Source organism: Pseudomonadota bacterium (assembly GCA_016195085.1).
Lineage (GTDB): Bacteria > Pseudomonadota > Alphaproteobacteria > SHVZ01 > SHVZ01 > JACQAG01.
In genome coordinates this window covers 1-22,294 of record JACQAG010000076.1, presented here as the reverse complement: position 1 = coordinate 22,294, position 22,294 = coordinate 1, and the positions used below count along the sequence as shown (strand labels likewise).

Genomic DNA, 22,294 nt, shown 5'->3' with positions numbered 1-22,294 from the left:
AGATCGCCAAGGTGCTTTGTGTGCGACGGCGAGCATTGAAAGTCCCGGCGTGATGGCAACGGCAATCCCGCTGACCGGTCTCCTACCGGCGAGTCGGCGCCTTGCCCTCATTTGCCTGGCGCTGGTCTCGATCACCGTGCTGGCGGCGGGCGTTGCCGTCTGGGATCTGCACGATCGAGAGATCGCCAACTACCGACGGGACATGACGAACATTGGCGTCCTCTTGACGGAGCAGACCTCGCGCTTCATGCAGGCCGTGGATCTCGTGGTGACCGAGACGTGCGAAAAAGTATCGGCCAGCCGTATTCGTGACCCCGAGGAATTCAAGCGCCTATTGGCGACCGAGGAGATCCATCATTTCCTCCAAGGCCAGCTCAAGAGTCTGCCGCAGGCCGATGCGATCGCGATCACCGGCGCCGACGGCAAGCTCATCAATTTTTCGCGTGGATGGCCCATCCCCGACATCGACGTCACCGACCGCGACTATTACCGTCACTTCCTCACCCGGGACGATCCCGGCGCCTTCATCAGCGCGCCCGTCACCAACCGGGCAACCAGCACGTGGACGTTCTACCTCGCTCGGCGCATCAACAACCCGCAGGGCGTATTCCTCGGCTCGGTGCAAGCTGCGATCGAGGTCGCGTACCTGGAGAATTCCTACAAGGCGATCACGCTGCATGAAGGGGGATCGGTAAGCCTATTGCGGCGCGACGGCATGATCCTCGTCCGCTATCCCGCCATTGAAAGCTTGATCGGCACCAGGATGCCGACGGAATCGCCGTGGTACGCGCAGGTCGCGCAAAACGGCGGCAGCTACCGCTCGCCGGGCTATCTCGACGGCATGACGCGGGTGGTCTCCGTGCATCCCTTGAAGGAGTACCCGCTGGTCGTCGGCGTCACCATCACCGAAGAAGAAGCGCTTGGCCACTGGCGCGTCCAGTCCGTCTACATCGCCCTCGGCGCGTTCGGCATCGTCGTCGGCTTCATCGTGCTCTTTTGGCTCCTCGCCATTCAGTTTCGTCGCCTCGAGGATCAGGCGTCCGAGCTCGCCCGCGGCGGCGAGGCGCTCAGGCACAGCGAAGGTCGATTCCGCGACTACACCAAGACGGCATCCGACTGGTATTGGGAAACCGGCCCCGACCGCCGCTTCACGCTGCAGCCGGAGGGGATTCGCAAGCTCGGCATCGACCCGAAGGACTGGGTCGGCAAGCTCTGCTCCGATGTCGCCGCCGACGTGGACAAGGACCCGGAGAAATGGCGCCAGCACTTCACCTCGATCGACCGCCACGAGTCGTTTCGCGACTTCGTCTACCAGATCGCGCTTGCCGACGGATCGATCCGCACCATCGCCAGCAGCGGCAACCCGGTCATCGACGAAAAGGGTGTCTTCCAAGGCTATCGCGGCACCGGCCGGGATGTGACCCAGCAGATCGACGCGGCGGCGACGATGCGTCGGGCGAAAGAGGAGGCCGAGGCGGCGAACCGCACCAAATCGCAGTTCCTCGCCAATATGAGCCACGAGTTGCGCACGCCGCTGAATGCCGTCATCGCCTTCTCGGAGGTCATTCGCGACAAGGCCGTCGACGCCAACGATCTGCGCTTTCGCGACTACGCCGCCGACATCCATGTCGCGGGCCGGCATCTGCTCAATCTGATCAACGATATCCTGGACGTATCGAGGATTGAGGTCGGGCGGCTGGAGCTGCGCGAGGAGATCGTCGACATCGCCGAGACGATCGAGCGATGCCTGCGTCTGGTCCGCCAACGCGCCCAGGATGCGGGCCTGACGCTGGAAGAGGCCATTTCGCCCGCGCTGCCTTCCGTTCGCGGCGATCGCCGGCGGCTCAAGCAGATCATTCTCAATTTGCTGTCGAACGCCATCAAGTTCACGCAGGCGGGCGGACGGGTGAGCATAGCGGCGGCGGTCGCTCAGGATGGCGGGCTGGTCGTCTCGATTACCGATACCGGCATCGGCATCAAGGCCGAGGATATTCCAACCGCGCTCACTCCCTTCCGTCAGGTCGATGGCGGCCTCAACCGTAACCATGACGGCGCCGGGCTGGGTCTGCCGCTGGCCAAGACCCTGGCCGAGCTGCACGAGGGTAGGCTCGAGATCGCCAGCCGGGTCGGCCATGGAACGACGGTGCGGCTTTGGCTGCCGCCGAAGCGCGTAGCCCCCAGCGCTTCGCTGCGGGTAAGAGAGCCGGCGGCGGCCAAATCCGAGTAGGCCCGGCTCGGGCGTCCGGCCGGGGAGCGATGAAGGGCTGCGCCTTCTTCTGGCGGATGCGGAGCTGAGGCTTAGGACGGGGCCGGATAGCGCAAAGCTTCCGGCCTTGGGACGGTCCATTCGGGCTCGAGCGTGCCAGACCCGCATCGCCGTGCAGTTGTGAGCCGGCCACGGCATGCAATCGCCATTCCGGTGCCGGGATTGGCGCCATTGTCCCGAAAGAGATCTTCGATCCATCGCGTTTGTCACAATTCGAGCGGGTTTTTCAACAAATTGGAGGCATACTCCCGGCCAGCATGGTCGGCAGAGGTGTGTCGTGCCTGGTCGGCTAACGGGTTCGCGTCCAAACCGATGAAAACGGGGATCCTGCCGAAGGATCTGTTGCCGCCGAGCCGCCGGCTGCCCTTGATCGGCCTCCTCTTGGTGTCGATCACCATCGCTGCCGCCGGCGCCACGATCTGGGACCTGCGCCAAGCGCAGATCGAAGACTATCGGCAGGACATGACCAATGTCGGCGTCTTGCTCACCGAGCAGACGTCGCGGTTGATGCAGGCGGTTGATCTCGTGGTGACGGATACGCGCGAGAAGGTTCTCGCCAGCCGTCCTGCTGATGCCGAGGCGTTCAAGCGTCTGCTGAGCACCGAGGAGACCCACCGCTTTCTCAAAGCCCAGCTGGAAAGACTGCCGCAGGCGGACGCGCTGGCGCTGGCCAGCGCCGATGGCAAGATCATCAACTTCACGCGCGGTTGGCCGGTTCCCGACATCGACATCGCCGATCGCGACTATTACCGATATTTTCGCGATCATGATGAGCTCGGAGTGTTCATCAGCGAGCCCGTGCAAAACCGCGCCAACGGCGCCTGGACGTTCTATCTCGATCAGCGCATCAACGGGCCCAAGGGCGAGTTCCTTGGCCTGGTGCATGCCGCGATCGGGGTACAGTACCTCAAGGATCTCTACAAAACGCTGAATCTGCGCAAGGGTGTATCGGTGACGTTGCTGTGCCGCGACGGCACCATCGTCGCCCGCGAGCCCGACATCGTGAACGCGATGGGCGGGAGGATACCCATGGAAGCGCCATGGCATGAGCGCGTCGCCGAAGGAGGTGGCACCTATCGTTCGCCGGGCTATTTCGACGGCGTCGTGCGCGTGGTCACGGTTCATCCGCTCAAGGACTATCCGCTGGTGGTCGACGTGGCCGTGATCGAAGACGAGGCTCTCGCGCATTGGCGCACCCAATCGACCTATATCGCGGGCGGCGCGGCTTGTGTGGTCGTCGCCTTCGCGCTGCTGTTTCGACTTCTCTCCCGGCAATTTCGCCGCCTCGAGGATCAGGCCGCGGAGTTGACTCGGGGCGCGCACGCCTTGAGCGTGAGCGAGCGTCGCTTCCGCGACTACACCAAGACCGCATCCGACTGGTACTGGGAGACCGGCCCGGATCATCGCTTCACCGGCAATCCCGAGGGCGTGGCCGCGCACGGCATCGACCCGACCGGCTGGCTCGGCAAGCGCCGTTGGGAGATCGCAGCCGATACCCACGAAGACCCGGACAAGTGGAGCCGGCACGCGGCCATGCTCGAGCGCCGCGAGCCGTTCCGAGACTTCGTCTACAAGATCAGGCTGATGGACGGATCGATCGGCTATGTCTCCAGCAGCGGCAATCCGGTCTTCGAGGAGAACGGCGCCTTTCTCGGCTATCGGGGAACGGGACGGAGCGTAACCCAGCAGATTCAGGCGGACGAGGCTCTGCGCCAGGCCAAGGAAGAAGCCGAGGCCGCCAATCGCACCAAGTCGCAGTTCCTTGCGAATATGAGCCACGAGCTGCGCACGCCGTTGAACGCCGTCATCGGCTTCTCCGAGGTGATCCGCGACAAAGGGTTGGGATCCATCGATCCCCGCTATCGCGACTACGCCGCCGACATCCACAAGGCCGGCCAGCATCTGCTCGACCTGATTAACGACGTCCTCGACCTCTCGAAGATCGAGGTCGGTAAGCTGGAGCTGCGCGAAGAAGTCGTCGACCTTGGCGAGGTCGTCGAGCAATGCGTCCATATCGTCGCAGCGCGTGCCGATGCGGGCAGAATCATGCTCGAGCGGCGAATCCCGGCGACGCTTCCCACGGTTGTCGGCGATCGCCTGCGGATCAAGCAGATCCTTCTGAACCTGCTGTCCAACGCCATCAAGTTCACGCCCGCCGGGGGGCGGGTTGCCATCGGGCTCACGCCCGCGGCAGACGGCGGTCTCGGGCTATGGGTCGCCGACAGCGGCATCGGCATGAAGCCAGAGGACATTCCCACGGCGCTGGCGCCGTTTCGGCAGGTCGACGGCGGTATGAACCGGCGCCACGAAGGCACGGGGCTCGGCCTGCCGCTTGCCTCTAGGCTCGCCGAGCTGCACGACGGTGCGCTGGAGATCGAGAGCCGGTTCGGCCACGGCACGACCGTCTGGTTCTGCCTGCCGGCGCGACGCGTGCAGCGCGGCGTTCCGCAGAGCGCAAGAGAACCGGCGCCAGCGCCGTCCCTGTAGCTCCCGCTCAGTCGTCGGAGCCTGCCCCGACATTGTCGTTTGGCTCGCCGTCCGGCTGCATGCCTTCCGGCACCTTGCGCCGAAGCTCAGCGGGCGCGGTCGATGAGGTGGATGAAGGAGCCGGCGACGCGGCCGATGCGGGTGCCGGCCGGACCCAGCGCGTTGCCGCGTGCATCTTCGACCTCGAACAAGCGCTCGGCCGCCCCCTCTTTCAGCACCGTTGCATAGTGGAATTCATGGCTGCGAAAGCAGGAGCCGGCGGGACCCAGCGCCGAGTCCGCCAGCAGCAGCACCTGGCGGTATCCGAGATGCAGCCGGCGCTCGGCGAAGCTGGCCTCGAGCGGCAGGAGCCCGGCCATCCCGTGGCGTTCGCCCGCGCCGTCGACGAGGCCTTCGCCCAGCACCATGTAGCCGCCGCATTCGCCATAGACGGCCGCACCCCGTGCGGCGGCACGCCTCAGGCCCTGGAGAAAACCGGCATTGCCGGCAAGCCGTGCGGCGTAGAGCTCGGGATAGCCGCCGGGGAGATAGACGGCATCCGCCGCGCTCGATGGTGGCTCATCGGCCAAAGGCGAGAATGGCAAGATCTCGGCGCCGGCATTGCGCCAGCCATCGAGGATCGCCTTGTAGGAGAAGGCGAAGCCGATGTCATCGGCGATCGCAATGCGTTGGCCGATGGGCGCGATCGGCGTGGGCATGCCGGCGCCGCCAGCCCGCAGCGGTTCGGCCAGAGCGATCATGGCGTCGGTGTCGAGCGCTGCGCCGATCGCATCGGCAGCCCCGTCGATGAAGCCCTCGAGGTTGGCGCGCTCGGCTGCCTGCACCAGGCCCAGATGGCGCTCCGGCAGCTCCAGACGGTGGTCGCGCCCGAGGAAGCCGAGCTGTGCCACCGCGGGCATCGCCCGTCGGCAGGCCTCGGCCAGAACGCTTCTGTGCGATGCTCCGCCGACGCGGTTGAAGACGACGCCGGCGACCCGCGTTCCTTGCCGATGGCGGACGCAGCCGGCCAGCACCGCAGCGGCGGAAGCGGCTTGTCCGCGCACATCCATGACCAGCACGATCGGCCAGCCGAGGCGCTCGGCGAGCTCGGCGGTCGAGCCCTTCGCTGCGGCATCGATGCCGTCAAACAGTCCCATCACTCCCTCGCAGATGACGAGATCGGCCGCATGACCGAGCTCGGCCACCAGGCCGTCCAATGTCTCCCGGCGCATCGCCCAGCCATCGAGATTGAAGCAGGCGCGTCCCGATGCGGCGGTATGGAAGGCGGGGTCGATATAGTCCGGCCCGACCTTGGCCGAGGCGACGGCGAGGCCGCGGCGTCGGAGGCAGCGGAGGAGGCCGAGGGTGATCACCGTCTTGCCGCTGCCCGATGCAGGGGCGGCGATGATCACGCCCTTGGCATTGCTCATCGGCTAGCCGGCATCGCGATTGCGCCCGAGCCCGAGCGGGTCCGGATCGAGGGCTCGTCCTTCGCTGAGGCCGAGCCAGTCGAGGCCGGAGCGGAGTCGCACCACCTCGCCCAACACGATGATCGCCGGCGGTTCCAGCTTGGCGGCGGCTGCGGCTTCGAGCGATGCGCCAAGCGTGGTTTCGAGCACGCGCTGGCGCGGCGTCGCCGCCTCGCTGACGATCGCCAGCGGCTCGTCCGCATGCCGGCCGGAGGCGAGCAGGCGCTCGCGGATGATGCCGAGATGCTTCAAGGCCATGTAGAGCACAATAACCGGCGAGCCTTTGGCGAGCGCCTGCCAGTCGATGCGGTCGGGCACCTCGCCCGAGGTGTTGTGGCCGGTGATGAAGGTCACGGCCTCGTTGGTATCGCGATGGGTGACGGGTATTCCGGCATAGGCAAGGCCGCCGATCCCGGCGGTGATCCCGGGCACGATGCGAAACGGAATCCCGGCGGCCACCAGGGCCAGCGCTTCCTCGCCGCCGCGGCCGAACACGAAGGGATCGCCGCCTTTCAGGCGCAGCACTCGCTGGCGCTCGCGAGCGAGCTGAATGAGCCGCTTGGAGATCGCCGGCTGGGTCGGCGACGGCTTGCCGCCGCGCTTGCCTGCATACTCGATGACGGCACCGGGTCTGGCGAGGCGGAGAATTCGCTCATCGACCAGCGCGTCGTGCACCACCACATCGGCAAGGGTGAGCGCGTGCCAGGCGAGCACCGACAGCAGTCCCGGATCGCCGGGACCGGCTCCGACCAGCCATACGCTGCCCTCGGCAAATTCGGGCAGCGCAAAATCGCTCATCGGATTTGGCGGCGGCGACATGGCACGAGCCTACACCGGCCGGTGGGCGAGTGCCTACCGGGGTGGCGCCCTTTCACCCATGCGCGGTGGGGCGCTACACTTCCTCCGATGACCGCCGCGCCCGCCATCGATCATACCCGCACCCCGCGCCTCAAGCTCTTGGCCGGTCGGCATCGACGTGCGCTCGAAGGCCATCCATGGATCTACTCGAATGAAGTGGAGATGACGCAAGCGCTGAAGGCGCTGGCGCCCGGCAGCCTGGTCGAGGTCGATAGCCACGACGGCAGGTCGTTGGGCGTCGGCTTCGCCAACCCGCACTCGCTCGTCGTCTGCCGCCTCATCGCGCGCGAGGCCGGGGTCGAGATCGATCGCAGGTTCTTTGCCGATCGACTGCAGAAGGCGCTGGCGCTTCGCCGCCGGCTCTACGGCCAGCCCTATTACCGCCTCATCCATGCCGAGGCCGATGGCTTGCCCGGTACCGTCGTCGACCGCTTCGGCGGGCTCGTGGTGGTCCAGCTCAATACCGCAGGCATGGACCGGCTCACCCAAGAGTTCCTGGCGGCGCTGGAGGCGACGGTGGCCCCGGAGGCGATCGTGCTCAAGAACGACAGCGCGTTGCGTCAGCTCGAAGGGTTGCCGCAATCGGTGACGGTGGCCAAAGGCGTGGTCGAGCCGCCCATCGAGCTCGTCGAGAATGGCTTCCGGTTCTATGCCGATCCGATCCAGGGACAGAAGACCGGGTGGTTCTACGATCAGCGCGACAATCGGCGCGCGGTCGCCGAGCTGGCCGCCGGGGCCCGCACGCTCGACGTCTATAGCCACACCGGCGGGTTCGGCGTGCTGGCGGCGAGCATGGGTGCGCACGCGGCAACTCTGCTCGACCGCTCCGAGCTGGCGCTCGCTCTGGCAGGGCGCGCCGCCGAGGCGAACGGCGTTGCCGAGCGCTGCCGCTTCCTCGTCGGCGATGCCTTCATCGAGCTGCAGCGCTTGGCCAAAGCAGGGGAGCGCTTCGATGTGGTGGTCGCCGACCCGCCGGCGTTCGTACGCTCGAAGAAAGACCTGACCAGCGGGCTCAAGGGCTACCGCAAGCTGGCGCAGCTCGCCGCCGAGGTGGTGTCGCCCGGCGGATTCCTCTTTGCCGCCTCATGCTCCCACAATGTCGATGCCGCCGCTTTTCAGGCAGAGGTGGCCCATGGGCTGGGGCGGGCCGGGCGGAGCGCACGCATTCTCAGGGCGTTCGGGGCCGGCGCCGATCATCCCGTGCACCCGTTCCTGCCGGAATCCGCCTATCTCAAGTCCTTGCTGCTGCAGCTCGACTAGCCGGCGCGCTCCGCATCCAAGGCATCGAAGGTCAGGCTTTAGCCCGGGAGCTCCTGCCGGTCGAAGCAGCGCTTGACCGTCGCCATGACCAAGAGGACGGAAAACACGAACAGCATCAGGCCGGACCAATAGAACACGCTCTCATGGGCGCGAGCCGCCGCCATGAGCCCGACGATGCCGATGATGCCGACGATGCCGCTGAACACCCACCGTCCCGTGCCTTCCATGCCCGCCCCCGTTGTGCTGACCTGTGCGAGGGCTGCAGTTCTACGACCTCGGAAGGTGCCGGCGCAACCGGCGAGGGCGGCCCTCGAGGGGGGGCTCAGCCAGCGCCACCGGCCGCATCGGGAAGGCTCAGATGGAACCTTGTGCCGGCAGGCCCGGTCATGGCGAGATCGATGCTGCCGCCATGGGCAACCATCAGGTCGCGGGCGATCGCCAGGCCAAGACCGGTGCTGCCCGGGCGCCCGCGGGTGAACGGCTGGAACAGGGTGGGCTGCACCGAGGCCGCCACGCCCGGCCCGTCATCGGCGACTTCGATGCTGACCGCCCCTTCGAGGAGCTCCGCCGTCACCGTCATGCGCTTGGCCCCGGCCCGGTCCGCGTTGCGGGCGAGATTGCTGAACACCCGAAAGAGCTGGTCGCGGTCGGCGGTCACCGCGAGGCCCTGGGGCACGGTGTTGATGAGATCGAGCTTGCCGATGGCGGCCGGGTCGCCCGCCAGCTCGGCCACCAGCCCTGCCAGATCGAAGCGGCTGGGCATGAGCCGCGGCCGGTCGGCGGAGAAATCGAGGGTGGCGGCGCAAAGATTGACCGCGCGGTCGACAGCCGCCACCAGGGCCGGCGTGATCCGCTTGACCTCCGGATCGGTGCTGTCGGCGAGCCGATCCGACAGCAGCCGCACGGTTGAGAGAATGTTGCGGAGATCGTGGCTGATCTTGCTGACCGCCGTCCCCAACCCCGCCAGATGCTCCTTCTGGCGGAGTGCCGCCCTGAGATCATCCTGCAGGATCGCAAGCTCGCGCTCGGCCACGCCGAGCTCGTCCTTGCGGCGGGTGACGGTCGTCGGGATCCACGGGCGCTCGGGCTCGCCGCGGAAGGCGACCATGCTCTGGGTGATCCGGCGCATCGGCGCCACCATGAGCACCTGGAGCGACAGGAATACCAGCCCCGCCGTGATGAGGGAGATCACGATCGAGAGCCCGAGGATCCGCTCCGAATAGTCGAACATGGCGGCACGGAGCGGGGTCTCGTCGAGGACGACGTCGACCAGGATGTCCGGGTCCTTGGGGGAGGGGCCGATCACCCGGATGATGCGGCCCTCGGATTGGCCGAGGGTCATGAAGGCGTCGCCGATCAGGCTGAAGAACCCGGCCTGGCGCAAATCGAAGTCGGCCTCGACCAGGGGTTGGGTCAGATCGGCCAGCATGTGGGTCTGGGTCCGTCCGCGGTAGAGGTCCACGGTATGGGCGCCGACAAGGTGCAGCAGCATGGCGGCCAGATCCTGGCTCACCCGTCGGTCCGGGGTGGCGTCGACCGCGAGCCCGGCCAGGTGCCCCGCCGCCATGCGCTCCTCCAGCCAGGCCAGCCGGAACCGGCCGATCGAGGGGGCATAGATCAAGAACTCGCTCACCATGACGAAAAACACGGTGAGAACCAGGAGACGGGCGGAAAGGCTGCGGGTCAGCGGCGGCAGATGCATGCGGATGACCTTGCAATTCAGCGCTGGTCAGCCCGTCGCTGCCCCGATCCCGGTGAGAAATAGGGGCTAGGCCGGTCGTTGACTTCGGCAAGTTCAGCCACTATACAGCGGGGCCTTTTGAATTTCAGTGTTCAGTGACAGTCCCGGTGACCGGAGCCTGATCCCGTGAAGCGTACCTATCAACCGAGCAAACTTGTGCGCAAGCGCCGGCACGGCTTCCGCGCCCGCATGGCGACCGTCGGGGGCCGCAAGGTCCTGTCCAACCGCCGGGCCAAGGGCCGCAAGCGCCTGTCCGCCTGAACCGACGGCTCCAATGGCCGTCGCGCGGCTGAAGCGGCGGCCTCAGTTCTTGGCTGTGGCGGCATCCGGGCTCAAGGTCGCGACCCCAGGCGTGATCGTGCAGGCGCTCCGGCGCGGGGACAAGGACGCGCCGCGGCTGGGGCTGACCGCAAGCCGCAAGATCGGGGGTGCCGTGGAACGCAATCGCGCAAGGCGCCGCTTGAGGGCGGCCGCGGAGGCCGTCATTCCCCTTGCCGGGGGAGCCGGGCACGACTACGTCCTGATCGCCCGGCGCGCCACCTTGACCAGGCCCTTTGCGCTCATGGTCGAGGAGCTGGGCCGGGCCCTCAGGCGCCTGGATGCGGCGTCCCGCCCGCTGGAGGATCGATGACCAACCCGATCGGGCTCGCCATGATCGGCCTGATCAAGGCCTACCGGCTCGTGGTCTCGCCCTGGCTCGGCTGCAATTGCCGGTATCTGCCGAGCTGCTCGGAATACGCGCTCGACGCCCTGCATGACCATGGCGCCGCCACGGGGTCGTGGCTGATGCTTCGACGCATACTTCGTTGTCATCCCTGGGGTGGCGCTGGCTACGATCCGGTGCCGCCGGTTCGGCACTAGCTCAGAGGTCCGTTAAGAGCGATGAGCGACCAGAAGAACTTGCTGATTGCGATCGTGCTGTCGCTCGCGATCCTGCTCGGCTTCCAATTCCTCTACGAGATGCCACGGACGCGCCAGCAGCAGGCGCTGCAGCAGCAAACGGAGGCAACCCAGCCCGGGGCACCGCCGGGCACGGGCACAACCGCTCCGCCGGCGGCCCAGACCCCGGGGGCCCAGACCAATGCGCCGACGAGTGCGGCCCCCGCCGCCGCCGGCCCGGTCGATCGCGCGAGCGTGCTCGCCCAGAGCCCGCGCATCAAGATCGATACGCCGCGGCTCATGGGCTCGATCGCGCTCACCGGCGGGCGGGTCGATGACGTGGTGCTCAAGGACTATCGCGAGGCCGCCGAGCCCGATAGCCCGAACATCGTCGTGCTGTCGCCGATCGGCACGCACGATCCCTATTATGGGGAGTTCGGCTGGGTGGCCGAGCAGGCCGGCGTCAAGCTGCCCGATGCGGACACGGCGTGGACCGCCGACCGCACCGTGCTGACCCCCGCCCAGCCCGTCACCTTGCGCTGGGACAATGGCGACGGACTCCGCTTCGAGCGGGTCTACAGCGTCGATGACAACTTCATGATCATGGTCACCCAGCGGGTGGCCAACAACAGCGGCAAGGCACTCACCCTCTATCCCTTCGCGCTGGTCCTGCGCACCAATACCCCGACGGTGCTGGGCTACTACATCTTGCACGAGGGCATGCTGGGCGTGCTCGACGGCACCTTGACCGAGATCGCCTACAGCAAGCTCGCCGAGCAGGGCAAGGTCGAGAAAGCGTCCACCGGCGGCTGGCTCGGCATCACCGACAAGTATTGGCTGGCGGCGGTGATTCCCGATCAGCAGGAAGCGGTGAAGGCGCGGTTCACCCACACCTTGCGCGATCGCGTCGACCGCTACCAGGCGGACTATCTCGGCGCCGGCCGCACGGTCGAGGCCGGTGCGGCCGCCGAGGCCTCGGCACGGCTGTTCGCGGGTGCCAAGGAAGTGCGCCTGCTCGACCACTACAAGGACAGCCTCGGCATCGCCCGCTTCGATCTCGGGGTCGATTTCGGCTGGTTCTACTTCTTGACCAAGCCGATCTTCTACGTGCTGGATTTCCTCTATCGCCAGATCGGCAATTTCGGCCTCGCCATCCTGGTGCTGACCGTGGCGGTGAAAGGGCTCTTCTTCCCGCTCGCCAACAAGTCCTACAAGGCGATGAGCAAGATGAAGGCCCTGCAGCCGGAAATGACCAAGCTGCGCGAGCGCTTCGGCGACGACCGGGCCAAGATCAATCAGGAGATGATGGCGCTCTACAAGCGCGAGAAGGTGAACCCGGCCGCCGGCTGCCTGCCGGTGGTGGTGCAGATTCCGGTGTTCTTCTCGCTCTACAAGGTGCTGTTCATCACCATCGAGATGCGCCACGCGCCGTTCTACGGTTGGATCAGGGATCTCTCTTCGCCCGATCCGACCACGATCTTCAACCTGTTCGGGTTCATCCCCTGGAGCCCGCCCTCGATGCTGATGATCGGCGCCTGGCCGCTGCTCATGGGCGTCACCATGCTGCTGCAGCAGCGGCTCAATCCGCAGCCGGCCGACCCGATCCAGGCGAAGATGTTCATGGCGCTGCCGATCGTCTTCACCGTGATGCTCGCGAACTTTCCCTCGGGCCTGGTCATCTATTGGGCGTGGAACAACCTACTGTCGATCGCGCAGCAATGGACGATCATGCGCCGGGCCGGCGTCAAGGCGTGAGGCGTGGGACCGGCGGCGGCGACGAGCGCGGTCGGAACGCCTGACGACGACCGGCTCGACGCGGCGGCGCTCGAGGCCGGGCGGCTCCTGTTCGCGCGTGAGTGCCGGTTCATCTTCGGCACCGACAGCATCGGGGCCTTGCCGCCGATCGGCCCGGTCGAGATCGCCTTCGCCGGCCGTTCCAATGTCGGCAAGTCGAGCCTCTTGAACGCGCTCACCGGCCGCACCAGCCTCGCCAGGACCTCGAATACCCCTGGGCGCACCCGGCAGCTCAATTACTTCGATCTCGACGGCCAGTGCGTGCTCGTGGACATGCCCGGCTATGGCTACGCCGAGGCGCCGAAGCACGAGATCCGCCGCTGGCAGGAGCTGATCGGCTTCTATCTGACCGGGCGCCCGACCTTGAGGCGGGTCATCGTGCTGGTCGATTCCAGGCACGGGCTCAAGCCCAATGATCGCCGGACCATGGACGCGCTCGACGAGGCGGCGGTTTCCTACCAGGTCGTGCTCACCAAATGCGACAAGCAGCGCCCGGAGGAATTGGCCAAGCTGCTGGCTCGGACCGCCTCCGAGCTTGCCAAGCGTCCGGCCGCGCACCCCGAAATCCTAACCACCAGTGCTGCGAGCGGTGCCGGCATGCCGGAGCTGCGCGCACGGCTGGCCCAGCTCGTCAAAACCACGGCGGAGGCCCACCCATGAGCCCGGAGATGAATTGGCTGATCGTGGCGGTCGGGTTCTGGCTCGTCCTCCATCTCGGCCTGGCCGGATCGCCCTTGCGCTGGGTCGTCGCCCGACGGATCGGCGAGGACGGGTTTCGCATCCTGTTCTCGGCGCTCTCCGCCATCGGCCTCGTTTGGCTGGCGCGGACCTATGGCGCGGCCTCGACCCACGAAACCTTCTACGGGCTGCGTGTCGTCGAGACGTGGATGCTGTGGGTTCCGGCCCTGGTCATGCCGGTGGCGCTCTTCTTCTTCGTCGGTGCGGTGACCATGCGCAATCCAACGGCGGTCGGCGCCGCCGGCGCGCTCGCCCAACCGGAGCCGGCCAGGGGTGTGCTCCGCATCACCCGGCATCCCATGCTGTGGGCGTTCGCGCTCTGGGCCGGCGCCCATCTCCTGGCCAATGGCGATCTCGCCTCCAGCCTGTTCTTTGCCTCGATCATCCTCACCGCGGTCGCCGGCATGTTCAGCATCGATCGCAAGCGGGCGCGGACCGGCGGCGCCGACTGGCAACGCTTCGAGGCGGTCACCTCGATCCTGCCCTTCGCCGCGATCCGGGCCGGGCGCAACCGTCTGGTCGCCTCGGAGATCGGCTGGTGGCGCGTGGCCCTTGCCGCGGCGCTCTGGGGCGTTCTCGTCGCCATCCACGGCCTGGTCTTCGAGACGCCGGCGCTGCCGGTCTGATCGGGCTTCTCAAGACCGCCCCGCCTCCGCTAATGTCGCCCGCGCCAATGACCTCGCCCGATTCCCCCCCGCAAGACGAGCTGCTCGCCAAGGCCAAGGTGCTGTCCGAGGCGCTGCCCTTCATGCGGCGCTTTTCCGGCAAGACATTCGTTATCAAATATGGCGGCCACGCCATGGGCGACGACACGGTGGCGCGCGGCTTCGCCCGCGACGTCGTCTTGCTGCGGCAGATCGGCGTCAACCCCATCGTCGTGCATGGCGGGGGCCCGCAGATCGGCCAGATGCTGGAGCGGCTCAAGATCAAGAGCGAGTTCATCGACGGTCTTCGCGTCACCGACCGGGAGACGGTGGAGATCGTCGAGATGGTGCTGTCGGGGGCCATCAACAAGCAGATCGCCGCCGCCATTCACGATGCCGGCGGGCTGGCCATCGGGCTCTCGGGGAAGGATTGCCGGCTCATTCAGGCACGCAAGCTGCGCCGCACCAAGGTCGATCCCGACTCGAACATCGAGAAGATCCTCGACTTGGGCTTCGTCGGCGAGCCGACCGAGATCGATGCCGAAATCCTGCGCATCCTGGCGAAGTCCGGCATCATCCCGGTGATCGCGCCGATCGGGCTTGGACCCAAGGGCGAGACCTACAACATCAACGCCGACACGGTGGCCGGTGCGGTCGCCGGCGCCGTCGCCGCGACCCGGCTGTTGTTGCTGACCGACGTCGCCGGCGTGCTCGACAAGAACAAGCGCCTCATCTCCGAGCTGACCCTGAGCGAGGTGAAGGCGCTGATCGCCGACGGCACCATCTCCGGCGGCATGATCCCCAAGGTCGAGACCTGCGTGGCGGCGGTGGAGCGCGGCGTCGAAGGGGCGACCATTCTCGACGGCCGCGTGCTCCATGCACAGCTTCTGGAGATCTTCACCGAGCGCGGCGTCGGCACCATCATCCGCCGCGGTTAGCTTTCGAACAGCTCGAGCTGCCAGGTCAGCTCCTCGGGGCTCATGCCGTAGCCGCCGCTGTCGTCCGGCGCGAAGGCCGCCCGCGGCAGAATGCCGGCGAGCTGGATCTGCAGATCATAGGCGAGCGCCATGGTGAAGCCCGCCTTCCAGGTAAGCGCCACCACCGCCTTGGCGTTGTGCCCGGAGAGGATCTGGCGCACCTGCGGTTCCGGCAGGGAGGCGGCGAGCGCCAGGGCGGCCACCACGAAGGGCCGATTGCCGGTGGTGAGCTCTTCGGCGATGCTGGCCTCGGTCAGCTGGTCGGCTGCGTGCAGCTCGCGGGCGCGGCGGCGCTCCCGGTCCAAGGCGCCTTCCTTGAGCTGATCGACGCCGGGAGTGGCCTTTGGGAGGGGCTGGGAACCACCCCCTCCCCGACCCTCCCCCGCGGAAGGTCGTGGAGCCGAGGTGCCGGCCGCCGCGTCGGCGTCAGTCCCTTCCAGGCGCTGGTGCACGATATCGGCCACCGCGCTCAGCGTCTCCTGGCTCAGATCCTTGCGCGCTTGCAGATCTTTCAAGAGCGAGTCGGCGACGAAGTGCACCAGGCGCTTGACCGCCTGGGCGGAAAGCTGCGGACGCTGCACCAGGGGGGCATGCCATTCGCTCACCGCCGGGGCGCGATCGATGATGCGATCGAGCGTCTCTTCGCGGATCTGGGCGCTGGCATTCGAGAGCAGCCGGGAAACCGCCGGAACGTCAAAGGTGGATGCCACCGCATCGGCGACATCGGCCGAGACTTGCCGGCGGCCGGCGATCGCCGTCAGCGCTCCCGCCTCCGGCCGTCCCCTGATGATCGCCAGGAGGTCGGTGTCGGTCAGCACCGGCGAGAATTCGAGGATCGGTCCGGCAACCGTCAGCGACTTGTCGCGTGCCAGCCGATTGATGACGGAGGGCGGTGCCGCCGCGATGTCCTTGAGGGCCTCAGCCAGGATCTGGCGCACGCGCACCATCTGGTCGCGCGCCAGCACGTCCAGGACTTCGAGGGTGAGCTGCTTCAGCTGCTGCTTGCTGCCGCCGCTGCGCGTCGGCGGCATCTGTCCGATCTTGCTCGCGAGCTCGAAGCGCACCCCCTCATCATGATCGCTGGCCAGCACCAGATCGGCCTGACGCGGTGCCGCGGCGTTCTGCGCGACCGCGCGGCGGACGGTCAAGTCGGTGTCTTCGGCGAGGAAGTAGAGCAGCTCCGGGCGAACGTCGGCCCGCTCGGCAAGGGCGCGACGCACCCCCGGATGGTCATGGCGGGCGAGGCGCTTGGCCTCCTCATAGCCGATCTTGGGCGCGCGCTCGACGTTCTCCGGAGTATCCATGGGCGCTGTCATCGGCCGTTCTCGGAGGCAGGCGTCGCCGGCTGGCCGCCGGCACTGGCGGGCGCGATCAGGCATCGTCCTTTCCCGGTGCGCTTTACCTCGTACATCGTCGCATCCGCCCGGGCAATGAGCGTCTCCAGGGCCTCGCCCTTGCCCGGCGCATGCACCGCCATGCCGACCGATAGGCCGAGGGGGCGCTCCGGGTCGGCCGACAGCGGCAACAGGCCGCGGCCGACGGCGATGAGCCGCTCGCCGAAAGCGCGCGCCGCGATCTCGTCGGAGCGCTCCAGCCACAGCGCGAACTCATCGCCGCCGAGGCGCGCGAGCAGGTCATCGGGCCTGACCGTGGCCCTGAGCAGGCGCGCCACTTCGCGGAGCGCCTCGTCGCCGGCTTGGTGGCCGCGCCGGTCGTTCACCTGCTTGAAGTTGTCGAGATCGACATAGGCGAGGGTGGCTTGCGTGCGCGACAGCGCGGCCGCGGCCATCCGCTGCTCGAGGGCGAGGAGGAAGGTGCGGCGGTTCATGAGCCCGGTCAGCGCATCGGTCGAGGACAGCCGGGTCAGCTCCTCATGGGCGGCGATCTGCTCGAAGGCGATGCCGAGCTGACCCGCCACGTCGCCCAGGAGATCGCTCTCCTCGGCATCCCAGGGCCGGTCGGTCGATGCCCGCCAAAGCAAGAGCGCGCCGTTTCGCCGCTGGCGGTAGAAGGTCGGCGTGGCCAGCGCGCGGCCGCTCGCCTCGGTCTCGATCGCGATCACGCCGGCGGCGTCGGCGAGGCTGGCCAGAATGGCTTGAACGACGGGCTCCGGCGGCACCTGGCCGCGGCTGGCGGCGGGCAGGAACTCCTCGGCGGATTTGCGGAACACCACGCAGCCCGCCGCCCCCAGCGCGCGTGCGGTCGTGGTGGCGGCGGCACCCAGCATGTTCTGCGGCTCCACCTCGTCGCGGATGGTGCGCACCAGGCGGGCGAGCAGCACCTGGCGGTTGCGCGAGCGGGCGAAGGCAGCCTCGCGCTCGCGCTCGGCTGTCACGTCGCGGCAGACGCCGCGCGCACCGCGCCATTCCCCGGCCTGATCGGTGAGCGGGGCGGCCGAGGCGACGAGGCAGACAGCACCGCCATCGGCGTTTCGGCACCAGACCTCCACCGAGTCGACCGGGCTGCGCGCCGTGAACGGCATGCGCCCGGCGCTGCGGCTGTCGAGCGCCAGAGAATCGGGCGGGCTTCCCACGAGCGCGTCGGCCGAATATCCGAGCGCGCCTTTCGAGGAGACGAAGACGAAGCGGCCGTCGGCTCCGGTCTCCCAGACGAAGTCGCTGGAGATCTCCACCAGGTCCTTGTAGCGCTGGCGCGACTCCACCAGCGCGTTACGGAGGTTCTGGTCGAGCGTGGCATCGCGGCCGAGGATCAGCACGTCGCTGCCGGCGCCGAGCCGGGCCAGCACCAGCTCGACCGTCATCGCTTCGCCGCCAGCCTGGATCTGCAGGCGCTCGCTCTGCGGCTCGCCCGCCAGCGTGCGCTGGGCCAGCTCGGCGAGGCCTGGGAGCCCCCCGGCCGCGAGCGCATCCACCAGCGCGGCCGCCGCCTTGTTGGCGGCGCGGACCGTCGGCCCTGGAGCGATGATGAGGGCCGGTCCCGGGCTCAGCCAAAGCGTGCCGCCGGCCGCCAGCAGGCGGCAGGCGGCGGCAACTTCGGCATCCTCGGATTGGCTTTTCGTCAATGCGCTCGACATCGAAGTCCGTCGTCAGGCGGGCGATCCGGCCGGCCGCCGGGCTCTTCCAGGGTTGCAGAGCCGGGGCCGAGGCGACACCATAGACCAATCATGGTGCCATCGTCCCCATCCCTGCCGCATGTGGAAGCCTGGATCTTCGATCTCGACAATACCCTCTATCCCTCGAGCTCGCGCCTCTTCGACCAGGTCTCGCGGCGCATCACGCTCTTTCTCATGTCGCTGTTTCAGATCGACGAGGCCGGGGCGCGGGAGCGCCAGCGCGCGCTCTTCCGCCGGCATGGCACAACCTTGAGGGGTCTCATGCTCGAGCATGGGGTCGAACCCTCCGAGTTCCTCGACTTCGTACACGACATCGATGTGGCCGTGATGGCGCCGGCGCCGCTCCTGGATCAGGCGCTGGCCAACCTCGGCGGCCGCAAGCTGGTCTTCACCAACGGCTCGGTTCCCCATGCCGAGCGCATCCTGGAGCGCCTCGGCATCGGCCGGCATTTCGAAGCGATCCACGACATCGTCGCCTCCGACTATGTGCCGAAGCCGGATCCCGCACCCTACCTTGCGTTGATCGAGCGCCATGGCATCGAGGCCGAGCGGACGGCGATGGTCGAGGACATGGCGATCAACTTGAAGCCGGCGCACGCTCTCGGCATGACCACCGTGTGGGTGAAGACCGAGCATGACTGGGCGGCACCGGGCGAGGATGCCGGGCATATCCACTATAGGACCGACGACCTGCCGGCCTGGCTCGAGGGCGTCGCCTCATACCGTTGACTTGGCCCCATGCTCCGGCACATTCTCGCGCCCGCTCTACCCCCTGCCAGGACCTAGGACCATGACCGCCGAGCTCGCCGCCGCCATCGATGCTGCCTGGGAGACCCGCGACAAGCTCGGGCCTTCGGCCGGCGCCGTGCGGGAGGCCGTCGAGGCGGCCTTGGATGGGCTCGACGCCGGGCGGCTCCGGGTGGCCGAGAAGACCGACAAGGGCTGGCAGGTGCATCAATACCTGAAGAAGGCCGTGCTGCTCTCGTTCCGGCTCTACGAGAATGCGCTGGTACAAGGCGGTCCGGGCGACAGCACGCCCTGGTTCGACAAGGTGCCTTCGAAGTTCGCCGGCTGGGGCGAGAACCGATTCAAGAGTGCGGGATTCCGCGCGGTGCCGAATTGCATCGTCCGCCGCTCGGCCTTCATCGCCCCGGGCGTGGTGCTGATGCCGAGCTTCGTCAATGTCGGCGCCTATGTCGACAAGGGCACCATGGTCGACACCTGGGCCACGGTCGGCTCCTGCGCGCAGATCGGCCGGAACTGCCACCTCTCCGGCGGTGCCGGCATCGGCGGCGTGCTCGAGCCCTTGCAGGCCAATCCGGTGATCATCGAGGACAATTGCTTCATCGGCGCGCGCAGCGAGGTGGTGGAAGGTGTCATCGTCGAGACCGGCTCGGTCTTGTCGATGGGCGTCTATTTGAGCGCCACCACCAAGATCGTCGACCGCTCCACCGGCGAGGTCTTCATGGGCCGCGTGCCCGCCTACTCGGTCGTGGTGCCGGGCAGCCTGCCGGGCAAGCCGCTTCCGGGTGGCGCGCCGGGGCCGTCGCTCTATTGCGCCGTCATCGTCAAGCGCGTGGACGAGCAGACGCGGGCGAAGACCTCGATCAACGAGCTCCTGCGCGACTGATGCCGTCCAAGGCAATCCCCCGCCTCGTGGCGATGTTCCGATCGTGATCGCGAGCCGCGCCGAGGTCATGGCGGCGCTCACCGGCGCCCTGCGCCTGTGGCGATCCGATCCGAGCGGGATCGAATTCTTCGACCGCAGCCAGAGCGGATTCTGGCGCAGCTTCTGCGCCGCCGCGCTGGCGGCACCGGCGCATCTCATGCTGTTGCTCTTGTCGAGCGAGCGTGCCGAGCTCGCCGACCATCTCACCCGCATCCTGGTGGTCGAGGCGATCGCCTACGTCATCTCCTGGACGGCCTATCCGCTGATCATGGTCTTCATGGCGGATTGGCTCGGGCGCGGGCCGCGCTATTTCGACTACATGGTGCCCTACAATTGGGCCGGCCTCTTGCAGATCCTGCTATTTCTGGTGGTGGCGGCACTGCGCTGGGTGGGCGTCCTGCCGGAGCCGATCGGCGCCGTGGCGGCCCTAGTGGCGCTGGTGGCGATCCTGCATTTCCAATGGTACATCGCCAAGGTCGGGCTCGAGGTTTCCGGCGGCACCGCGGCCGGCTTGGTGCTGATGGACTTGAGCCTAGGCGTCCTGGTCAACGGCCTCGCCGCCAGCATCCGCGGCTAGCGCCACCCCGTATTCGACCCGGGTGAGATAGAGACCATCCGGCGGCGCCGTGGCCCCGGCGGCGGCACGGTCGCGGGCGGCGAGCGCCTTCGCCAGATCATGCGCGGTCCATTTGCCCTCGCCCACCAGGCGCAGGCTGCCGACCATGTTGCGCACCTGATGGTGCAGGAACGAGCGGGCCTCGGCGACGATCGCCACCTCTTCGCCCGCCCTTTCGACCTCGAGCCGGTCCAAGGTCTTCACCGGCGACTTCGCCTGGCACTGTCCGGCGCGGAAGCTGGTGAAGTCGTGGCGGCCGACGAGACCCTGTGCCGCCTCGTGCATGGCCACCGTATCGAGCGGGCGGGTGACGAGCCAGGCGCGACCGCGCTCCAGGGTCAAGGGTGCGCGCCGGTTGACGATGCGATAGCGATAGGCTCTCAAGGTCGCGGAGAAGCGCGCATGGAAAGAGGGGCCGGCCGCGACCGCTTCCAGGATCGCGATCGGCTGCGGCTTCAGGTGATAGTTGACCGCCTCGCGCAAGGTATCGGTCGCCATCTCGCCGACGAGATCGATATGGGCCACCTGACCCAAGGCGTGCACGCCGGCATCGGTGCGGCCGGCGGCGTGGGCCAGCACGGTCTGGCCGCAGAATTTCTGGATCGCTTCTTCGAGGTGCTGCTGCACCGACGGTCCGTTGGTCTGGCGCTGCCAGCCGACGAGCTGGCTACCGTCATATTCCAGGGTGAGCCGGTAGCGGGGCATCAGGCGAGCACCGTGCCGGGAGCGATGGGATAACCGCGCAGGAGTGCCTCGGCCGGCATCGGCTGGCGCCCGGGCCGCTGCAATCGCAACAGACCGATGGCACCCTCGCCCGAGGCGACCGTCAGGCGCTCATCCAGCACGGTGCCGGGTGCCGCATTGCCGGCGCGCGTCTCGGCGGCGAGCACCTTGATCCGCTCGCCTCCATGCTCGAAATAGGCGCCGGGCCAGGGATCGAGTGCCCGCACCAGACGCTCCAGCGCCGTGGCCGCGAGGCGCCAATCGATCCGCCCGTCCGCGCGTGCGAGCTTGCCGGCATAGGTGGCACCCGCTCGCGGCTGCGCCGTCGGCTGGAGTCGGCCTTCGGCAAGACCGGCCAGCGCGTCGACGATGAGGCGTTGGCCGAGCCGCGCCAAATCGTCATGCAGGCTCTGGCCGGTGGCGTCCGCGGCGATCGGCCATTTCTGGCAGAGCAGCATGGGCCCGGTGTCGAGGCCTTGGTCCATCTGCATGATGGTGACGCCGGTCTCGGTGTCCCCTTCCATGAGCGCCCGCTGGATCGGTGCCGCACCGCGCCAGCGCGGCAACAGCGAGGCATGCACGTTGATGCAGCCGAGCCGCGGCGCCTCCAGGATCGCCTTGGGCAGAATGAGCCCATAGGCGGCGACGACGGCGGCATCGAGGCCGAGGCCCTGGAAACTCGCCTGCTCCGCCGGATCTTTGAGCGAGAGGGGGGTGCTGACGGGAATGCCCAAGGCCAGGGCGTGGGCCTCGACCGGCGAGGGTCGCGGCTTTTGGCCGCGCCCGGCCGACCGGGGCGGCTGCGCATAGACCCGCACGACCCTGTGCCCGGCCCCGAGGAGCGCATCGAGGATCGGCACGGCGAAATCCGGAGTGCCCATGAAGGCGAGGCGGAGCGTGGTCATGGCGGCGGGCAGACTTAGCACGGCGTGCGCCGGGGCGTCGCGTAGCGAAGACCATCTTCTTCGTTACCTCTCCCGTGGGGCTATGGGATTCACGGATCTTGGCCTTGGGTAGCAAGGGCATAGCCTTCCATCCTGGCGGCGAGCTGGTTCCAGCCGTCGCGCATGGTCTTGGGTCCTGGCGGTTTGTAGTAGCAGTTCCAGCCACCGAGGCGCGCT

Annotated in this window: 21 protein-coding genes; 13 read left to right on the top strand and 8 right to left on the bottom strand. The window is 67.7% G+C overall.

Annotated elements, in window-relative coordinates:
- Window positions 1-52: 52 nt before the first annotated feature.
- Both HY058_20540 and HY058_20535 read left to right on the top strand, forming a co-directional pair.
- Window positions 53-2,227, top strand: a complete 2,175-nt coding sequence (locus tag HY058_20540) for a hypothetical protein (protein ID MBI3499692.1) — start codon at window positions 53-55, stop codon at window positions 2,225-2,227.
- A gap of 351 nt (window positions 2,228-2,578) precedes the next feature.
- Window positions 2,579-4,753, top strand: coding sequence for a hypothetical protein (locus HY058_20535; GenBank protein MBI3499691.1), 2,175 nt, complete (start codon window positions 2,579-2,581; stop codon window positions 4,751-4,753).
- A gap of 86 nt (window positions 4,754-4,839) precedes the next feature.
- Here HY058_20535 and HY058_20530 read toward each other — a convergent pair whose 3' ends face one another.
- Window positions 4,840-6,162, bottom strand: coding sequence for a cobyrinate a,c-diamide synthase (locus HY058_20530; protein ID MBI3499690.1), 1,323 nt, complete (start codon window positions 6,160-6,162; stop codon window positions 4,840-4,842).
- Window positions 6,163-6,165: 3 nt separating this feature from the next.
- Window positions 6,166-6,999, bottom strand: a complete 834-nt coding sequence (cobA, locus tag HY058_20525; GenBank protein ID MBI3499689.1) for a uroporphyrinogen-III C-methyltransferase — start codon at window positions 6,997-6,999, stop codon at window positions 6,166-6,168.
- A gap of 108 nt (window positions 7,000-7,107) precedes the next feature.
- Here cobA and HY058_20520 point away from each other — a divergent pair, with 108 nt between their 5' ends.
- A complete protein-coding gene (locus tag HY058_20520) occupies window positions 7,108-8,319 on the top strand; it encodes a class I SAM-dependent rRNA methyltransferase (protein ID MBI3499688.1) in 1,212 nt (403 codons plus the stop codon).
- A 38-nt stretch (window positions 8,320-8,357) separates the two neighbouring features.
- Here HY058_20520 and HY058_20515 read toward each other — a convergent pair whose 3' ends face one another.
- Together HY058_20515 and HY058_20510 are read right to left on the bottom strand one after the other, a co-directional pair.
- Complete coding sequence (locus tag HY058_20515; protein MBI3499687.1) at window positions 8,358-8,546, bottom strand: hypothetical protein; 189 nt, start codon at window positions 8,544-8,546, stop codon at window positions 8,358-8,360.
- A gap of 95 nt (window positions 8,547-8,641) precedes the next feature.
- On the bottom strand, window positions 8,642-10,021 hold the full coding sequence (locus tag HY058_20510) for a HAMP domain-containing histidine kinase (protein ID MBI3499686.1): 1,380 nt from the start codon (window positions 10,019-10,021) through the stop codon (window positions 8,642-8,644).
- 165 nt (window positions 10,022-10,186) lie between these two features.
- On the opposite strand from HY058_20510, the gene rpmH reads away from it, so the two are divergent.
- The 7 genes from rpmH to argB are packed head-to-tail and all read left to right on the top strand — an operon-like array spanning window position 10,187 to window position 15,053.
- Complete coding sequence (gene rpmH / locus HY058_20505) at window positions 10,187-10,321, top strand: 50S ribosomal protein L34 (protein ID MBI3499685.1); 135 nt, start codon at window positions 10,187-10,189, stop codon at window positions 10,319-10,321.
- Between the two features lie 13 nt (window positions 10,322-10,334).
- A complete protein-coding gene (gene rnpA / locus HY058_20500; GenBank protein ID MBI3499684.1) occupies window positions 10,335-10,691 on the top strand; it encodes a ribonuclease P protein component in 357 nt (118 codons plus the stop codon).
- A 20-nt stretch (window positions 10,692-10,711) separates the two neighbouring features.
- Complete coding sequence (gene yidD, locus HY058_20495) at window positions 10,712-10,921, top strand: membrane protein insertion efficiency factor YidD (GenBank protein MBI3499683.1); 210 nt, start codon at window positions 10,712-10,714, stop codon at window positions 10,919-10,921.
- Window positions 10,922-10,942: 21 nt separating this feature from the next.
- Window positions 10,943-12,694, top strand: a complete 1,752-nt coding sequence (gene yidC / locus HY058_20490) for a membrane protein insertase YidC (protein MBI3499682.1) — start codon at window positions 10,943-10,945, stop codon at window positions 12,692-12,694.
- A 3-nt stretch (window positions 12,695-12,697) separates the two neighbouring features.
- Entirely contained in the window at window positions 12,698-13,393 is a 696-nt protein-coding gene (locus tag HY058_20485; protein MBI3499681.1) for a YihA family ribosome biogenesis GTP-binding protein, read from the top strand.
- Window positions 13,390-14,097 carry an NnrU family protein gene (locus HY058_20480; GenBank protein ID MBI3499680.1) on the top strand — a complete coding sequence of 236 codons (708 nt, stop codon included), beginning with the start codon at window positions 13,390-13,392 and terminating at the stop codon, window positions 14,095-14,097. Before HY058_20485 ends, HY058_20480 begins: the two co-directional genes overlap by 4 nt.
- Before the next feature lie 32 nt (window positions 14,098-14,129).
- Complete coding sequence (gene argB / locus HY058_20475) at window positions 14,130-15,053, top strand: acetylglutamate kinase (GenBank protein MBI3499679.1); 924 nt, start codon at window positions 14,130-14,132, stop codon at window positions 15,051-15,053.
- On the opposite strand, the gene HY058_20470 is transcribed toward argB, so the two are convergent.
- Complete coding sequence (locus HY058_20470) at window positions 15,050-16,408, bottom strand: DUF2336 domain-containing protein (GenBank protein ID MBI3499678.1); 1,359 nt, start codon at window positions 16,406-16,408, stop codon at window positions 15,050-15,052. The two genes, argB and HY058_20470, sit on opposite strands and share 4 nt — an antisense overlap.
- Complete coding sequence (locus HY058_20465) at window positions 16,405-18,126, bottom strand: diguanylate cyclase (protein MBI3499677.1); 1,722 nt, start codon at window positions 18,124-18,126, stop codon at window positions 16,405-16,407. The genes HY058_20470 and HY058_20465 overlap by 4 nt, the downstream gene beginning before the upstream one ends.
- 90 nt (window positions 18,127-18,216) lie before the next feature.
- On the opposite strand from HY058_20465, the gene HY058_20460 reads away from it, so the two are divergent.
- The 3 genes from HY058_20460 to HY058_20450 all read left to right on the top strand — a co-directional run bounded on the left by HY058_20460 (window position 18,217) and on the right by HY058_20450 (window position 20,411).
- Window positions 18,217-18,894 (top strand): pyrimidine 5'-nucleotidase, encoded by a 678-nt coding sequence (locus tag HY058_20460; GenBank protein MBI3499676.1) that lies wholly within the window; start codon window positions 18,217-18,219, stop codon window positions 18,892-18,894.
- A gap of 61 nt (window positions 18,895-18,955) precedes the next feature.
- Window positions 18,956-19,795, top strand: a complete 840-nt coding sequence (gene dapD, locus HY058_20455; GenBank protein MBI3499675.1) for a 2,3,4,5-tetrahydropyridine-2,6-dicarboxylate N-succinyltransferase — start codon at window positions 18,956-18,958, stop codon at window positions 19,793-19,795.
- A gap of 43 nt (window positions 19,796-19,838) precedes the next feature.
- Window positions 19,839-20,411: a hypothetical protein gene (locus HY058_20450; protein MBI3499674.1), complete on the top strand. Its 573-nt coding sequence runs from the start codon at window positions 19,839-19,841 to the stop codon at window positions 20,409-20,411.
- Here HY058_20450 and truA read toward each other — a convergent pair.
- Together truA and HY058_20440 are read right to left on the bottom strand one after the other, a co-directional pair.
- Entirely contained in the window at window positions 20,367-21,155 is a 789-nt protein-coding gene (gene truA, locus HY058_20445; protein ID MBI3499673.1) for a tRNA pseudouridine(38-40) synthase TruA, read from the bottom strand. The genes HY058_20450 and truA overlap by 45 nt on opposite strands.
- A complete protein-coding gene (locus tag HY058_20440) occupies window positions 21,155-22,078 on the bottom strand; it encodes a methionyl-tRNA formyltransferase (protein MBI3499672.1) in 924 nt (307 codons plus the stop codon). Before HY058_20440 ends, truA begins: the two co-directional genes overlap by 1 nt.
- Window positions 22,079-22,294 lie beyond the last annotated feature (216 nt).

Bases quoted from the DNA above. Each gene is read 5' to 3' on its own strand.
- HY058_20540 (MBI3499692.1), top strand. From the start codon at position 53: ATGGCAACGGCAATCCCGCTGACCGGTCTCCTACCGGCGAGTCGGCGC.
- HY058_20535 (MBI3499691.1), top strand. From the start codon at position 2,579: ATGAAAACGGGGATCCTGCCGAAGGATCTGTTGCCGCCGAGCCGCCGG.
- HY058_20530 (MBI3499690.1), bottom strand. From the start codon at position 6,162: ATGAGCAATGCCAAGGGCGTGATCATCGCCGCCCCTGCATCGGGCAGC.
- cobA (MBI3499689.1), bottom strand. From the start codon at position 6,999: ATGAGCGATTTTGCGCTGCCCGAATTTGCCGAGGGCAGCGTATGGCTG.
- HY058_20520 (MBI3499688.1), top strand. From the start codon at position 7,108: ATGACCGCCGCGCCCGCCATCGATCATACCCGCACCCCGCGCCTCAAG.
- HY058_20515 (MBI3499687.1), bottom strand. From the start codon at position 8,546: ATGGAAGGCACGGGACGGTGGGTGTTCAGCGGCATCGTCGGCATCATC.
- HY058_20510 (MBI3499686.1), bottom strand. From the start codon at position 10,021: ATGCATCTGCCGCCGCTGACCCGCAGCCTTTCCGCCCGTCTCCTGGTT.
- rnpA (MBI3499684.1), top strand. From the start codon at position 10,335: ATGGCCGTCGCGCGGCTGAAGCGGCGGCCTCAGTTCTTGGCTGTGGCG.
- yidD (MBI3499683.1), top strand. From the start codon at position 10,712: ATGATCGGCCTGATCAAGGCCTACCGGCTCGTGGTCTCGCCCTGGCTC.
- yidC (MBI3499682.1), top strand. From the start codon at position 10,943: ATGAGCGACCAGAAGAACTTGCTGATTGCGATCGTGCTGTCGCTCGCG.
- HY058_20480 (MBI3499680.1), top strand. From the start codon at position 13,390: ATGAGCCCGGAGATGAATTGGCTGATCGTGGCGGTCGGGTTCTGGCTC.
- argB (MBI3499679.1), top strand. From the start codon at position 14,130: ATGTCGCCCGCGCCAATGACCTCGCCCGATTCCCCCCCGCAAGACGAG.
- HY058_20470 (MBI3499678.1), bottom strand. From the start codon at position 16,408: ATGACAGCGCCCATGGATACTCCGGAGAACGTCGAGCGCGCGCCCAAG.
- HY058_20465 (MBI3499677.1), bottom strand. From the start codon at position 18,126: ATGTCGAGCGCATTGACGAAAAGCCAATCCGAGGATGCCGAAGTTGCC.
- HY058_20460 (MBI3499676.1), top strand. From the start codon at position 18,217: ATGGTGCCATCGTCCCCATCCCTGCCGCATGTGGAAGCCTGGATCTTC.
- dapD (MBI3499675.1), top strand. From the start codon at position 18,956: ATGACCGCCGAGCTCGCCGCCGCCATCGATGCTGCCTGGGAGACCCGC.
- truA (MBI3499673.1), bottom strand. From the start codon at position 21,155: ATGCCCCGCTACCGGCTCACCCTGGAATATGACGGTAGCCAGCTCGTC.
- HY058_20440 (MBI3499672.1), bottom strand. From the start codon at position 22,078: ATGACCACGCTCCGCCTCGCCTTCATGGGCACTCCGGATTTCGCCGTG.